The following is a 13,393-nucleotide window of genomic DNA, read 5'->3' as shown; positions in this document are numbered from 1 at the left end:
CCCGGCGCGGCTCCTGACCCAAAACAGCCAGCTCAAAGAAATCGGCGTGTGGAACTGGACCATTCCCGCCTGGGCCGGTCGCTTCGACGACGGCACCACCTACAATACGTGCCCGAGCGCGGGCATTTGCAGCAAAGTCTGCTACGCACGTTCCGGCGCTTATCTCTGGCCGCAAGTGCGCGGCAAGCACCAAGCGAACCTGCGGTTCGTCCTCGACGATCCGGACGGCTTCGAAGAAGCGATGATAGCCGAACTCGGTGCGCGCCGCTTCCACGGGAAATGGATCCGCGTGCACGACGCCGGCGACTTCTTCAGCGACGACTACACGCTGCGGTGGATGCGGATCATGCGCGCCCGACCCGACAGCCACTTCTACGCCTACACCAAGGAACTCGACCGGTTCCGGAGGCTCGTCTCCCCCGACCCGCCGCCGAATTTCCTGTGGACCTTCTCCCTCGGCGGAACCCAGGACGCCGACCTCGACCCGGAGACCGACCGGATGGCCGACGTCTTCCCGTCCGAGGAGGCGATCGCGGCGGCCGGGTGGCACTCGCAGCTCGGCGACGACCGCCTGGCCGTGCTCGGCGAGGCACCCGTGGGGATGTCCGCGAACCGGATCCCGAAATTCCTGAACCTCCTGGACGGCCGCCGGTTCAGCGAATGGCAGGCACAAGAGAACGAACGCCGCGCGGCGAAGAAAAAACGCAAGACCGGTTCCGAGTAGGAAATCTGTTCCGGAATGGAATTTCCGGTCCGAATCCGCTTTTTTCTCACGAACGTGACCGTACGGTAGGCGATGTCGGCGGAGCGAGGGTGACACCCCGCTCCGCCGCACCGGATTGAACTCATCCGCGATACCCGAAAGGGGCAATTCCTCATGACCTCGAACACCGCTGACCCCCGGACCGCTCCCGGGCGGCTCACCGCTCTGGAACGCCGGGTCCTGGCTGCGCAGGAGGCGATCGAGCAGGCAGACACGGAACACGCGCACTGGGTCCTGCAGCACGCCTACGCGACGCTGCGCGAGCAGTTCCCCACCGCAACCTCGGCGGTCGTGGACACCGGACTGCGGCGCACCCTCAGCGCCTGGACCGTCAGCGTGAACGCCAGCGCGGACCCGCTGTGGACCGCAGCCGAGGCCGCGTCCGCGATCGCCACCCCGAACGAGATCGACGAGGTCGTCGAAGGCGCCAGCTGGCAGATCGACACCGCGCTCCAGTACTACCCCCCGGAAACGCTGCCCGGCTGGTCGCCGAAGGCCGACGAACCCGGACGCTACGTCCTCGACCTGACCGCCGTGCCGACCGTGCCCGACCAGGACCGGCAGGACAGCCTCCCCGCCGGGATCTCCCGGGCAGTGCAGGAAACCGTGGACTCGTGGCCGTGGCAGGTCGCCCTCGCCGCCCGCGAGTACTGCCGCGGACTGGTCGAAGCCCGCTACCTGCCGCTCGAGGAGACCGCCGAGCACGACGAGGTGCGCGCGGTGCTCGCCCGCACCGTCGCCCCCGCCGACCGCGCCGAGTTCGCCACGCTCACCGCCGCGCACTGGGAGGAGGGCATCAACTACGTGCACGGCCTCGCGTTGGGCGCGGTCGAGGTCTGGGAAACCAGCGAAGGCTACGGCCCCACCTACTCCCTGGACCATATCGTCCCGATCTTCCAGTGCTCCCTGGCGCGGAACGGCGTCAGCCTGCGCGAGGTCTCCGAAGCGTTCGGCGGCGACGTCCGCCTGGTCGCACTGGCCGTCGCGGACCCGTCAGGCCGCCGCGCCGCGCCCGCCGAAGAACCCGTCCGGCCCCTGCCGAAGTTCTACCAGCGGCTGGGCTTGCCCCAGAACATCGTCGTGACCCGCAGCGACATCGACGCCGCCTACCGTGCCCGCGTGCGCGCACTGCGCCCGGACCTCGTCCCGACCGTCTGCGCCGCGCAGCGCACCGCCGAGAAGGACGACTTCGCGCAGGTCGCGGAGGCGTACAAGGTCCTCAGCGATCCCGACGCCCGCGCCCGCTACGACCGCGAAATCTCCCCGTTCTGACACCGGCGCGGGCAGGCCGGGCGTCCGTGACGCCAGCCTGCCCGCGCGGCCGTTTCCCCGCACAGTTCCGCGTCCGGGAATCACACCGGCGATTCCCGAAAACGAGAGCAGAGAATCTGCTTTTACCCGGAAGATTCGGGCCGGGGAATCCTCCGGTTCGCGAAATTGCTCGTAATGTGTGAGGTGTCGGCGGGCAAGAGCGACGCCCCGCGCGACTCGAATCGAACCCGCAGAACTGCGCCGCACAACCACGGGAGAAACCGATGGCACATCCGTCCAGCCCGACGGCTCACGCAATCCTGCACGCGCCGCCCGACGACCCCGACGAATTCGAGCAGTCGCCCGATCAGCCGCCCGGAATCGACGAATACACGGACCACCTGCCGGACCCGGTGAGCGCCGCACACCGTGTCAACGACTTCATCGGGGCCTATGGCGATGGGCGTGTGTCCGGACTTGAAGGGTTGCCGCCGCTGTTCACCCGCGACCTGAACGCCCTGACCAAGGCGGTGCTGGAGTAACGATCCGCGCACCGACGGTGCGGCACGAAGCCCGAACGCCGCCGCCGTGTCCGGCCCGGCGCCGAGCCGCGCGGCCCTAGCAGAACGATCCGTACATCCGAGAAGGGGGAAACCGCAATGCCAACCACAACTGTGGAACTGTCCGACTCCGAAATTGCCCTGGCGGTAGAGGCTCTCGGCATCGCCGCCGCGGTCAACGACTCCGGCGGACGACAGGAGGCTGCCCAGGCGATGAAGGCGCTGCGCGAGCGCCTCCAGAACCAGCACGCCGCCGACACCGCCCAGACCGGGAACGACGCCCCGGCCGACCCGATCCGGCGCTCGTCGCGGCCCGGCGACGTCGTCAACCGCATCGGCGACGTCAGCCCGGGAGCCAACGTGGTCCAAGCCTACGACGTCTTCGGCGGCATCCAGATGTAGCACGCGAACCAGCGTCACCGCGTTCGTCCCCCGGGCCGGCGCCGCATTGCGGCGCCGGCCCGCTTCGCGTTTCCCGCAGGGACACAGACTGTGCACGCCCTCTCGTCCGCCCGGACCGCGACCGCCGCGCATCCGCCCGCGACCGGGGCGAAGCGGCCCGAGGATTGACCCGGCCCGGACACCGGAAATCTGTTTCCAGTCTTATTTGCCGTGCACGGAATCCCATTGTTCCGCGCGATCGAATGTAGAGTACGAGTTGTCGGCAGAGCGGGAGCGACTTCCCGTTTTGCCGCAACAGATTGAACCCCATACGCGAAATCGAAGGAAACCGTTTCCGTGAATTCACCAGATATTGCCGCCTGCCGTCCGCTGGAGTCCGTCGCGGTGCTCGGCCAGCGTGCCCTTCTCGCGCACGGCGCAGTCCAGCGCGCGGTCGAGGAATACGTCCACTGGACTCTGCAGGATGCCTACGCGCTGCTGCGAGCGGAGTTTCCCGCCGCGACCTCGCTGCTGGTCGAGGCGATCGACGGGGCCGACGGAACCTGCCGGGTCCTGGGCGTGCGCGCGGGCGAGGTAGACCTGTGGCGCAGCGAAGACAGGACCGGCCGGGACGAGGCGGACGGCGTGGTTCTCGACATCGGCGTGCTGTTCGAGGACGCGGTGCGGCACCAGCTGCCGCAGCGTCTGCCCGGGTGGAGCACGCAGGACCGCAAGGCCGGATTCTACGTCGCGGACCTGACCGCCCTTCCGCCCGCGCTCAACACGAGCTGCGACAACGGCCCGGCGTCCGAGGTCGCGCCAGGGATTCGCGGGCTGCTCGCCGAGACGTCCGAGGGATGGAGCCGGGAAACCCGCCGCGCCGTGCAGGAGTACTCGCGCGGCCTGGCCGAAGGGCGCTACCGGCCGCTGGACTCCATCGCCAAGTGGGCGACGGTTCCCGAGCGTCTGGGCCATCCCGTCCTCCAAGAAGGCTTTCTCGGCTACGGCGATTGCGGCCAGCTCGGCGTCGAGGACTGGCGCAGCGGCATCACCATCGTGCACGGCCTGGCCGCAGGCGTGGTCAAGTGCTGGGGCGCCCCGGAGAGCTACGGGACCCCCGACGACCTCCGCGCCCGCGTCCGGTTCGGTCAAGCGTCTCTGCGCACGCACGGCGTGAGCCTGCGCGAGGTCTCCCTCGCCTTCGACGGCGACGTCCGGTTCGCCGCGGCCGTCCTCAACCCGGTCGCTGCCCGGTGACCTGAGCCGGGCCTCGTTCACGGGCCGAGCATCCCTGCTCGACCCGGCCCGTGGCGGGCCGGGCCATTCCCGGCCCGCCACGTCCCCGCGACGTGGCCACCCGCCGGCCCCTCGCTGCGGGCGCAGCGACGTTGCGCGAGGACCCGCCGCCGACCGCCGGCTCGCCGCCGCGCTTGACCGCGCTGGACCTCACCCCGCTTCCACGACCGGCCGCGCTGGCGGTTCCCGGCCAGCTGGGGTCGACCGCAGCGCACCCCTCGCGGGGGCAGCGGTCCCGCTGCCCCCGCAGCACCGAACACGACGATCACAGGAGGAGAACCCGATGGACACCGCAGAAGCCATCCTGGCCTACGGCTACGACCTCGGCGGCGACCAACGAGGCTGGAAAGTCGGGGAGACCGACGACCACGGCCGTCCGGTCATTGCCCGGCACGACATCGACGGCGAAGAAGACAAGTTCGTCGAAGAGGCAACGGGACGCCTGCTCGCCGCACTGGCCGGATTCACCGAAACCGACCAGCACGCCGCCGGATACCACGACCGCCGAAAAGCAGCGAGAAAATCGCTCGGCGTGCACATCGTCATGCACGGCGACCCGAGCGACACCTCCTACGCGCTCGCGACGAGCAGCATCGCGGTCGAGGAAGGCGATTCGATGCCGCTGAACCCCGCCGAACTGTTCGACCCGGCCGACCTCGAACCGTGGAATCGGCGGCTCGCGGCCGCGCTCGCCGCGCTGGGCATCACCCCGCGCCAGGACCGGCCGCATTGGCTGGTCCTGGCGTACCGGTCCTGACGGCCGCCGCCCGCGCCCGCCCGTGGCCGGGCTCCCTGCACAGGAGCCCGGCCACGATCCGTCCCACCGGCAGTTCCGCCGCCGGAATCGCGCGACGGGCTCCCCGGAAAATGCTCGCGAAAACGAACGGAAGCTTCCGTTCGCTCTGCTTAGAAGCGCGGATTGTATAGAGTTGTGGTGTCGGCTGAACGAGGGTGACGCCCGTTTCGCCGCAACAGATTGAACGCATTCACGATATCGAAAGGTGCTGTCTTCTCATGGCTTCCACCAACGATCCCGCCCGGCGCGGGCACGAGTCCGCCGGCGAGTTGGACCGGCGTTCGGACCTCGCGCTCGACGCGGTCGAGCACGCGATCAAGGAACACGTCCACTGGACGCTTCAGCACGCGTACGCGCTGCTGCGCGCAGTTCCCGGCCGCGACCTCGCTGCTGGCGGAGGCGGTCGACGGATCCGAAGGGGCCTGCCTGGTCCTGTGCGTGCGTGCGGGCGAGGACGACCTGTGGCATTGCGATGCCTCCACCGGCCGGGACGATGCCGACGGTGCGGTCGCGCGGGCCGGTGAGGTGTTCGAGGAGGTGCTGCGGCACCGGGCGCCGGACCTTCTGCCCGGCTGGACGAGGGAGTGCCGCACGTCCGCGCGCTACGTCGCGGACCTGACCGTCCTGCCGCCCGCGCTGAGCCTGCGCGGCGAGGACAGCGTCACGGCCCGGGTCCCGGCGGGAATCCACGGACTGCTCACCGCGACCTCAGCCGGTTGGACCCCGCGAGCCCGCCGCGCCGTGTACGAGTACTCGCGCGGCTTGGTCGAAGGCCGCTACCGGCCGCTCGAATCGATCGCCGACTGGCACACGGTTCCCGCCATGCTCGGCCTTCCCGTTACCGCAAACGGCTCTTCCGGCTTCGGCGATCGCCCCGGCGAGATCGGTGTCGAGACCTGGCGCAGCGCCATCGCCAGCGTGCACGGCCTGGCCGCAGGCGCGGTCAAACTCCTGGGAGGCGGGGAAATGTACGGAGTCTCCGACGACCTCCGCATGCACGTCCAGTTCTGGCCGTCGGCTCTGGCCGAGCGCGGCTTGAGCCTGCGTCAGGTCGCCGACGCCTTCGGCGGAGACGTTCGCCTCGCCGCCGCGACCCTCGTCCAGTCGCTGCCTGTAGTGGACCTGCTCTGGGCCTCTCCGACGGTCTGAGCATCCCCGCTCGACCCGCTCCGTCGCGGGCCGGGGCCGCCCCCGGCCCGCGACGTCCCCGAAAGCCACTCCGCAAAGGAATAACGTCATGCCCGAAACGCCTCTGCAGAACCTGCTCGCGCTGGCCGCCGAACTCCACCTGGACCCGATCGACCTCGACGCCGCACTGCATCTCTTCAGCGGGGAGCTGGCCATCCGCGCCTAGATCGTGAACTGCGCCGTGCGGGCGGGGGTCGGTTCTGCGCCGGACCCCGCCCCGTGCGCGCAGACGTCCGCACGCCGGCCCGCTGACACCGGCGCTGGCGTTCTCCGCGCCCTGCCGCAGAACAGGGCTGATGCCGCGCACTCCCCCTTCCCCCGCAATCCCCCGTTCACCGCCGACAAGGAGGCGACCTGCCATGACAGAATTGACCCACGCCGCCGCAGCGATCCACGATTGCCCGCCGCACAGCGTCGGCGCCGTTCTCGCCGCTCTCCGCGCATACGGCTACCTCTACGACGGAGAGGACGCCGCCGACGTCCTGCACGTCGGCACGTGGTTGGAAGCGGACCCCGAGTCGCACCGGATGGGCCGCGACTTCGCCCACGCGATGATGGAATCCGCCCCCGACGCGGCGTTCACCGCCTACGACGCGCCCCGGGACGGCGAACTGGGCGAGGTGAACACCTACGTCCCCGATCTCGGCTTGTTCAACGCGCCCTGCGGTGCAGACGCCGAACCGATGTTCCGGCGGTCGGAGTTGCTGAAGCTGGCCGCGCAGCCCGCCGCCGACCGCGACCGCGCCCTGCGCCTGCCGTGGCTGAACGCGACCTCCCGCATGCCCGGCCGCACCGTCGCCGGGCCGCCGCGGCTCGTCGCCCGCTGGACGCTCGGCGGGCCGATCGTCGTTCCCGACGACACCCACGCCGATCTGGTGGCTCCCGGGCCGATCGCCACGGAGGAACGGGCCCGCGAAGCGCTGGCCCGGCTGGGATTCGCGCAAGGGCCGGACTGGCGGGCACCGGGCGGATCCTGCTGGCCGACGTCTACCGCTGCACCGGCGACCGCCGCGTAACCACTTCGTGATCGGGCCCGGGTGCGGCGTCCGGGCCCGGACGCCGCACCCCGGCAGGTCCGACCCGCCCGGAGAACCGCAAGAGGGAGCGAGAATGTTCAAGCTGTACATCACCGAGGCCAACCGGAACAAAAAAGATCCGGACGACGGCGTGGTCCGGATCACCGACGACTTCCGATCTCGCGAGGACATGATCGAAGACCTCCTCGCCATGGGTTACACCGAAGGAGACGTCGAGAAGGTCCGCAGCGGAGACCCGCGTGGCTGGATCGAAGCAGCCAACGGCGACGATATCCAGTGGTCGGACACCGAATACCGTGGTCGGACAGCCGTTGCCGATCTGATTCTCCCGGTCGAGCGGCTAGACCAGATCGCGGAAGCAGCCACGCGGACCATTGCGGGATGGATCGATTCGGGCGAGTTGCCCGACACCGTCCTCTTCTGGGGCGACGTGTGCCGGGACTACTCGCTCGGCGGTCTGGACGAACCCGGGAACGACGACGTCCAAGGCGTCGACTACCAGTACATCAAAGACCGGGTCGAGAACTGGCTTTGGGACGGTCGTCCGTCCAACCAGGACACGTAGCACCGAGGACGTGAGCGGTCAGGCCGCGCATCCGGGCATCCGAGGCCCGGCGTCCGCCACTCCGAATGCGGCTCACCGCCCGGGGACCCCTTGGCCCGGACCGGCCGCGCTGCCGATGCTCCGATTCCCTGCCCGCAACCGGCTTCGCGCGTGCCCGGCCGCACCGGCGCCGAGCCGCCGCAGCTCGTCGCGCGCTCGTCGTTCGGCGGGACGGTCGGCGTCCCCGGCGACACCGGCACCCGCAGGTTGCCCCCGGGCCGATGTCGGCTCTGGAGCGGGCCCGTGAAGCCTTGGCCCGGCCGGGATTCGCTCAAGCGGAACAGCTCGGCCGCCGCTCGGCGGCACCTCCCCGATCCTGCCGCCCGCCGTCCACCGCCGCACCGGCGGCTGCTGCCCTGCCCAGCGGGTCTCGGCCGCCCCGTTCGGCCGGGGTAACGCGGGGACGGTTCCCGGAAACGCGCACGAATTCAAGAAGCGCACCGAGAATCGCCGTTGCCGCCCCAAATCGTGGATACGGTTATGGCAGTGGCGCGGACCGGAATGACAACCCGGAATTAGCCACGACAGATTGAACTCATTCAGCACAGGAGCGACAATGCGTATCCCGACTTCCTACACCTCTGTCTCGAACGGCAGCGCGCTCTTCGACGCCGCGTACCCGGACCTGCCCCGAAACACCCGGACGGTGTGGGCGATGTACGTCGAGCGGTTCCCCGGCGAGGCGGACTTCACGCAGCGGCCGTTCGAGGTGGTCTGGCTCGCCGACTCCGCCGCGCTGGCCCCGTGCGGCCAGTGCGCCCCGAGCGTCGCGAGCGTCGGCCCCGGTCGCTGCTGCCCCGGAATCGAAGTCCGCTTGCAGGAAACGCACGCATTGCTCGGCGAGCTGCTCGGCCAGCCCGTGGCGCTGCGGGAATTCGATGTCGACGACCGGGTCAGCCACGACGGCATCCACGACCGCAACACCGCCCGCCACGTCGAGAACATGCTGTGCCGCGCCTGGGAAAACGGCGTGATCGGCTTCGCCGAGGACGTGGCCGACTTCGCCGACCTGATGCGCCGGTGGGACGGGGAGCGCGATGCCCTGTCCGCGCGCAGGGCCGTCGCGAGCTCACGCCGACGGCGGCCCCGTGCCCTCCGCCGGATCGCTTGACCGCACCACGCAGACGGGGTCGTCCCCGGCACGCACCGCGTGCCGGGGACGACCCCGTTGTCCTGTGTCCGGCGGCAATGCCGGGCACGACCGGCCCGGACGCCGGACCGCTGTCCCCGGCCGCGTTCACGCCGAGCGCGGCAGCGGATCCTCCGCTGCCGCGCCGGACTGCGGCCGGTCGCCCGCCGCGGCGGCGTCCGAGGAGCCCGAACCGGCGCCGGCCGTCGCGGTCGGCGCGGGCCGCTTGCCTGTCGACGCGCGCGGCGGCGGAGGCTGCTCGGCCGCCCGCAGCTCCGCAGACGTCCAGCCGACGTCTTTCGCGGCACGGTAAGCCGCGCGCCAGGAGTTCCCGCGCTCGATCATCTCCTCGCGCTCCCGCTGGCGAACCCGTTCGGCCCCTTCGTCGGCCTTGGCGAGGATGGCCTCGATCCGTTTGTCCGCCCGCGCGCGAATCCTCGCGATGTCTTTGTCCGCCTTCGCCCGAACCGAGTCGTGGTCACGGGCCGCTTCGGCGGCGTGCGCCAGTGCGATCAGCGCGTTCTTTCGCGGCTCCAGGGCCTTGTCCGCCATGGCTTCGACGCGTTGCTGCTGTTGTTTGTCCCCCATGCGCCCCGATGGTAGGCCGAAACGTTCACGGATTCACCGGACAACCGCGCTGAACTGCGCCGACGCTGCCACGACCGGTATAGTTATAGGTGCCGGGGAGGGGGTGACGCCCCGTTGCCCCCGGCCCAGATTGAACCGGAATCCAGCACCTGAAAGCGAGCACCGAACGATGGAATCCCCTGACATTGACTGGTTCTGCGGCGAAGGCGGCGGAACCGCTGGCTGTGTCGACTGGGTCGACGCGTTGGCCTCGGTCGGCTACGCCACGACCCGCGAAGTCGCGTTGACGCTGTCGTTACGGGCCCGTCTCGACGCGCAGCGCGACCTCGTGGGCCGCTGCCAGCGAATCGGTCGGGAGGGCTGATGAGCGAGTACATCCTCTCCGCCAAGAGCGGCCTCGACCTGTATGCCGTCTGGTCCGGCAACAACGGCTTCCCGGTGGCCATCGGCACCCGCGCGCAGATCGCCGCCCGCCAGGTCGCTGCCGGTGTGCCGAGCGGCAAGATCGGGTGCGCGCTCGATCTCGCCGCGTCCACCGGCACCAGCAACCCGCGCGGCGACGGCTCGTGGGACGACGAGATGATCTCGGCCGATTGCAACCGCGCCCTGCTGCCCCGGTACTTGCTCGGCGACTACCTGAACAAGTGGCAGGCCGGACGTTTCGAGGAGTGCGCCGACCTGCTGGACTTCCCCGGCAGGCCAGCGGCGCACCAGGACGCCGCCGACGACGAGCCCGACGAGGACGAGTGCCCGGACGAGCCGATCGCCGTGAGCGGCCCGCCGACGAGGGTTTCCCTCCCGGCCGCCGTGGTCGACGCGGACCTGCGCATCCTGCGGGGCTTCCGGCAGCACGGCACGATCAATGCCGTCCGGCCGGCCACCGTCAGCGGCAGGCCGTTCCTCACCCGGCACGCCGTGATCGCGCCGGAGATCGACCTCACGACCCGCGCCGGGCTGCGCCTGATCCTCCGGCACGACCGCGACCCGTTCTATCCCGGCTACGAGACGTGGCACGTCACGACCGCCGCGGGGGAACCCGTCCGCGTCGGCGGGCCCGGCACCGAGCTGATCGACGACTGCAGGGACCTGCCGTTGGAGGAGGCCGACGCCGCCTGCCTCGACAGCGTCCTGCGGCAACTCTGGGACGGCGTCACCGCAGCGTGGCGCGCGTCCCTCACCGCGCTGGCCCCGGCGATCGCCGCCGAGTTCACCGCATCCGGCCGAGGGGAATCCGATCATGACCGCACCTGACGACACGGCGCCCGCGCCGACGCGGCTGGCCGACTACGTGCCCTGCTTCGACGTCCCTTCTCCCCTGGACCTCGACCACGACGCGTTCATGTTCGGCGGGTGCGGGGAACTGTGCCGTTGCGCGCCGGACAGCGCCGAGGCCGAATACCTCATGTCCCGCGCTCCGCGACGCCGCGAGATCCTCCCGTTGCTGGCCGCACAAGGAAAAACGGCAGAGATGTGCGGCCCGTGCAACATCGTCGTGTTCGCCGCCACGGACAAAGATTGGGCGATCTTCTGGGCTGCGCACACAGACTGCGTCTGGCGCTCGGTGAAGTAGCGTCCGCCGCCGCATGACGAGAGGCCCGGCACCCCGGAACAAACGGGGAGCCGGGCCTTTTGCGCGGCCCGATTCCGGAAAATGCGCACGAATTCGATTCGGGGCGAACGGATCGGCCTTTCCCAGGTTTCGCCCGGTAGAGTTCCAATCAACGGCAGGCTCCGGCGCCGACGCCCCGGAATGCCGAATCAGAGCGAACCCCTTCCCCGTCCGAGAAAGGTTCTGTCGTGTCCAGTGCGCCTCAAAAGATCCCCATTCGCATGCGTCCGGGCGAAACGCTCGTCCACGCGGGCAGCGCCCCGTGCTTCCCCGCCGAGACCGGCGAGCCGCACGGTTCCCCCGGGTTCCGGCGGGCGGTGGCCGAGTGGATCGCCATCCGCCTGAACGCCGCCTGGCTGCACGGCAGCAACCCGCTGCACAGGGCCGAATGGCACGGCGACGCGCTACAGCTGATCGAGACCGGGTACGAGCACGACCAGGGCTACACCCCGGAGCAGATCCGGCCCGACGAACGGGGCCTGTACCGCATCTCCCATCCGTGGGAGTGGGCCGAGGCCGACCTGTCCGTCCCCGCCGGCGCGGCCGCTGTCCCGCTGCCCGCCTACACCGTCACTGCCCTGGCGGCGCTCGCGTCCGAGCGGGAATCCGCCGACTACACCGACGCGGAGAAACGGGCGCTGCTCGACCACGTCGCGGACGGCGACCGGGACCTGCGCTGGCGCGCGCGGCTGGCCGCCGAGGCGACCGCCGAGCAGCTGGTGCGCATCGCCCACGGCGGTCCGGGGCCGGACATCTGCCCGCGCGGGTGCGACGGCCTCTACTGCCGCCCGGACGCCCGGGCCGAACGCTGCGGGCTCTGACCCGGGCCGTTCCCGCTTCCTTCTTCCCGTCAACCACTGTTCTGCCAAGGAGCAACCAGCAATGTCGTTCGCACACCCCGCCCGCGTGGCACTGCCGCCCCGGCCCGACACGGCCGACTACGAGTTCGCCCCCGACGGAACCCTGCGGGCCGTCGGCCGGACCGCCCTGCTGCGAGGCCAGAAGATCAGCGTGACGGCGCGTCCTGCCCAACCCGGCGGCCGGCCGGTCGTGTTCACCGCGGCCAGCGCCCGCGCCGCGGCCGCGCAACTGCTCGCCTGCGTCCACCGGCTCCGCGAGCCCGAACGCGGCATCGCCGCTCCGGCGGAGATCTGGATCGAGCCGCTCGCGCCCACCGTGCGCACCGCCACCGCCTCGCGCTGGTCGCCGGAGACCGGCGACGTCGTGCTGCGCTACGCCGCGCCGTTCAGCGGGTTTCTCGACTTCCCCGCGCCCGGCACGCCGCGATTCCTGAGCGAGCAGGACGCCGAATGGTGGGCGCGCGCCCTGCTCGGACTCGCCCGCGAACTCGACCACTCCCACACCATCGCCGCCCACGCCGTCCTCACCGACCGGGCGGACGAAGACGTCACCGCCATCCTCCGGCGCTCGATCCTCGGCGAACTGGACGGACTCTCCGACGACGCCCGCGACTACGCCGACGGGGTCCTCGCAGAACTCAACGACCTCGACAGCCGCCGTCACGAGGAACGGCAGGTGTCGGGCCTCGGCCGCGCCCACCTGGACCTGCGCGCACACCTCGACGCCGCGTACCTCTACGACGTCGACACCATCGGCCACCAAGATGTCGCCTACCTCATCCGGGAACTGGGCCGTCGGCGCGGCGTGCCGACGGTGACGCTGAGCGCCGCGTCGCTGGAGACGTTCGCCGAGCTTCCGCCCGGCACGCAGCTGACCGAGGAACAGTGGCTCCGGGTCGCGCGGACATCGGAGATGCTCGGACTGGCGGGCCAGGCCATCGACCTCATCGCCGACGGCCAACTGGTCGACCTGCGACGCGCGCTGTTGCAGGCGGGGATTCTCTGCCGGGGCGGGAATCACCGGCGCGACACGGTGCTCACCGGACCCGTCGCCGAGACGTGGGGATTCTGCGCGGAATGCAGGCCCGCGACGCTGGCGGAGGCGTTGGCCATGGGCTGCATCGACCTGAGGACGCACGATCTTCCGAGCAGCGACGACGGAGGATGCCGCCGCTGCCAGCTTCCGCTGTGGCCGAGCGAGCGGGCCGGGCACGACATCGCCGAGGCGACCCGGTGAACCGTCGGACCCGCCGCTCGCCGGAGCGGAAAATGCGCGACTACGTCAGCCGCTGCCGCCAGGACGGCGAGCCGCTCCCCCGCGAAGAGGTCTT

Annotated in this window: 16 protein-coding genes; 15 read left to right on the top strand and 1 reads right to left on the bottom strand. The window is 70.6% G+C overall.

The window, feature by feature from the left end; all coding sequences use genetic code 11:
- Nucleotides 1-13 precede the first annotated feature (13 nt).
- The 10 genes from BM362_RS32555 to BM362_RS32510 all read left to right on the top strand — a co-directional run bounded on the left by BM362_RS32555 (nt 14) and on the right by BM362_RS32510 (nt 8,987).
- A complete protein-coding gene (locus BM362_RS32555) occupies nt 14-724 on the top strand; it encodes a GP88 family protein (RefSeq protein ID WP_093575815.1) in 711 nt (236 codons plus the stop codon).
- A 153-nt stretch (nt 725-877) separates the two neighbouring features.
- Nucleotides 878-2,035 carry a J domain-containing protein gene (locus BM362_RS32550; RefSeq protein ID WP_093575791.1) on the top strand — a complete coding sequence of 386 codons (1,158 nt, stop codon included), beginning with the start codon at nt 878-880 and terminating at the stop codon, nt 2,033-2,035.
- A 263-nt stretch (nt 2,036-2,298) separates the two neighbouring features.
- Nucleotides 2,299-2,556, top strand: coding sequence for a hypothetical protein (locus BM362_RS32545; RefSeq protein WP_093575790.1), 258 nt, complete (start codon nt 2,299-2,301; stop codon nt 2,554-2,556).
- A 117-nt stretch (nt 2,557-2,673) separates the two neighbouring features.
- The gene (locus tag BM362_RS32540; protein ID WP_143132567.1) at nt 2,674-2,976 is read left to right on the top strand and encodes a hypothetical protein; all 303 of its coding nucleotides are present in this window, start codon (nt 2,674-2,676) and stop codon (nt 2,974-2,976) included.
- 336 nt (nt 2,977-3,312) lie between these two features.
- Nucleotides 3,313-4,212 (top strand): hypothetical protein, encoded by a 900-nt coding sequence (locus BM362_RS32535; RefSeq protein ID WP_093575788.1) that lies wholly within the window; start codon nt 3,313-3,315, stop codon nt 4,210-4,212.
- A 322-nt stretch (nt 4,213-4,534) separates the two neighbouring features.
- Complete coding sequence (locus BM362_RS32530; protein ID WP_093575787.1) at nt 4,535-5,008, top strand: hypothetical protein; 474 nt, start codon at nt 4,535-4,537, stop codon at nt 5,006-5,008.
- Nucleotides 5,009-5,485: 477 nt separating this feature from the next.
- Entirely contained in the window at nt 5,486-6,196 is a 711-nt protein-coding gene (locus BM362_RS32525) for a hypothetical protein (protein ID WP_208865403.1), read from the top strand.
- Nucleotides 6,197-6,594: 398 nt separating this feature from the next.
- Nucleotides 6,595-7,251, top strand: a complete 657-nt coding sequence (locus BM362_RS32520) for a hypothetical protein (protein ID WP_093575786.1) — start codon at nt 6,595-6,597, stop codon at nt 7,249-7,251.
- A gap of 94 nt (nt 7,252-7,345) precedes the next feature.
- Nucleotides 7,346-7,837, top strand: a complete 492-nt coding sequence (locus tag BM362_RS32515; protein WP_093575785.1) for a hypothetical protein — start codon at nt 7,346-7,348, stop codon at nt 7,835-7,837.
- Between the two features lie 595 nt (nt 7,838-8,432).
- The gene (locus tag BM362_RS32510; RefSeq protein WP_093575784.1) at nt 8,433-8,987 is read left to right on the top strand and encodes a hypothetical protein; all 555 of its coding nucleotides are present in this window, start codon (nt 8,433-8,435) and stop codon (nt 8,985-8,987) included.
- 126 nt (nt 8,988-9,113) lie between these two features.
- On the opposite strand, the gene BM362_RS32505 is transcribed toward BM362_RS32510, so the two are convergent.
- A complete protein-coding gene (locus BM362_RS32505; protein ID WP_093575783.1) occupies nt 9,114-9,593 on the bottom strand; it encodes a hypothetical protein in 480 nt (159 codons plus the stop codon).
- Between the two features lie 169 nt (nt 9,594-9,762).
- Here BM362_RS32505 and BM362_RS32500 point away from each other — a divergent pair, with 169 nt between their 5' ends.
- The 5 genes from BM362_RS32500 to BM362_RS32480 all read left to right on the top strand — a co-directional run bounded on the left by BM362_RS32500 (nt 9,763) and on the right by BM362_RS32480 (nt 13,299).
- Nucleotides 9,763-9,957: a hypothetical protein gene (locus BM362_RS32500; protein ID WP_093575782.1), complete on the top strand. Its 195-nt coding sequence runs from the start codon at nt 9,763-9,765 to the stop codon at nt 9,955-9,957.
- On the top strand, nt 9,957-10,844 hold the full coding sequence (locus BM362_RS32495) for a hypothetical protein (RefSeq protein WP_093575781.1): 888 nt from the start codon (nt 9,957-9,959) through the stop codon (nt 10,842-10,844). The genes BM362_RS32500 and BM362_RS32495 overlap by 1 nt, the downstream gene beginning before the upstream one ends.
- Entirely contained in the window at nt 10,831-11,163 is a 333-nt protein-coding gene (locus BM362_RS32490) for a hypothetical protein (protein ID WP_093575780.1), read from the top strand. Before BM362_RS32495 ends, BM362_RS32490 begins: the two co-directional genes overlap by 14 nt.
- 260 nt (nt 11,164-11,423) lie before the next feature.
- Nucleotides 11,424-12,023, top strand: a complete 600-nt coding sequence (locus BM362_RS32485) for a hypothetical protein (protein ID WP_093575779.1) — start codon at nt 11,424-11,426, stop codon at nt 12,021-12,023.
- 61 nt (nt 12,024-12,084) lie between these two features.
- Complete coding sequence (locus BM362_RS32480) at nt 12,085-13,299, top strand: hypothetical protein (RefSeq protein ID WP_093575778.1); 1,215 nt, start codon at nt 12,085-12,087, stop codon at nt 13,297-13,299.
- Nucleotides 13,300-13,393 lie beyond the last annotated feature (94 nt).

This window comes from Amycolatopsis rubida, from assembly GCF_900115345.1.
GTDB classification, from domain to species: Bacteria; Actinomycetota; Actinomycetes; order Mycobacteriales; family Pseudonocardiaceae; genus Amycolatopsis; species Amycolatopsis rubida.
The sequence above is the reverse complement of the archived record's forward strand: the minus strand, read 5'-3'. Positions and strand labels throughout refer to the sequence as shown.

What these genes read in the sequence shown, in the direction of transcription:
- BM362_RS32510 (WP_093575784.1), top strand. Translation starts at nt 8,433, where the DNA reads ATGCGTATCCCGACTTCCTACACCTCTGTCTCGAACGGCAGCGCGCTC.
- BM362_RS32500 (WP_093575782.1), top strand. Translation starts at nt 9,763, where the DNA reads ATGGAATCCCCTGACATTGACTGGTTCTGCGGCGAAGGCGGCGGAACC.
- BM362_RS32545 (WP_093575790.1), top strand. Translation starts at nt 2,299, where the DNA reads ATGGCACATCCGTCCAGCCCGACGGCTCACGCAATCCTGCACGCGCCG.
- BM362_RS32515 (WP_093575785.1), top strand. Translation starts at nt 7,346, where the DNA reads ATGTTCAAGCTGTACATCACCGAGGCCAACCGGAACAAAAAAGATCCG.
- BM362_RS32480 (WP_093575778.1), top strand. Translation starts at nt 12,085, where the DNA reads ATGTCGTTCGCACACCCCGCCCGCGTGGCACTGCCGCCCCGGCCCGAC.
- BM362_RS32520 (WP_093575786.1), top strand. Translation starts at nt 6,595, where the DNA reads ATGACAGAATTGACCCACGCCGCCGCAGCGATCCACGATTGCCCGCCG.
- BM362_RS32485 (WP_093575779.1), top strand. Translation starts at nt 11,424, where the DNA reads ATGCGTCCGGGCGAAACGCTCGTCCACGCGGGCAGCGCCCCGTGCTTC.
- BM362_RS32540 (WP_143132567.1), top strand. Translation starts at nt 2,674, where the DNA reads ATGCCAACCACAACTGTGGAACTGTCCGACTCCGAAATTGCCCTGGCG.
- BM362_RS32495 (WP_093575781.1), top strand. Translation starts at nt 9,957, where the DNA reads ATGAGCGAGTACATCCTCTCCGCCAAGAGCGGCCTCGACCTGTATGCC.
- BM362_RS32490 (WP_093575780.1), top strand. Translation starts at nt 10,831, where the DNA reads ATGACCGCACCTGACGACACGGCGCCCGCGCCGACGCGGCTGGCCGAC.
- BM362_RS32505 (WP_093575783.1), bottom strand. Translation starts at nt 9,593, where the DNA reads ATGGGGGACAAACAACAGCAGCAACGCGTCGAAGCCATGGCGGACAAG.
- BM362_RS32550 (WP_093575791.1), top strand. Translation starts at nt 878, where the DNA reads ATGACCTCGAACACCGCTGACCCCCGGACCGCTCCCGGGCGGCTCACC.
- BM362_RS32530 (WP_093575787.1), top strand. Translation starts at nt 4,535, where the DNA reads ATGGACACCGCAGAAGCCATCCTGGCCTACGGCTACGACCTCGGCGGC.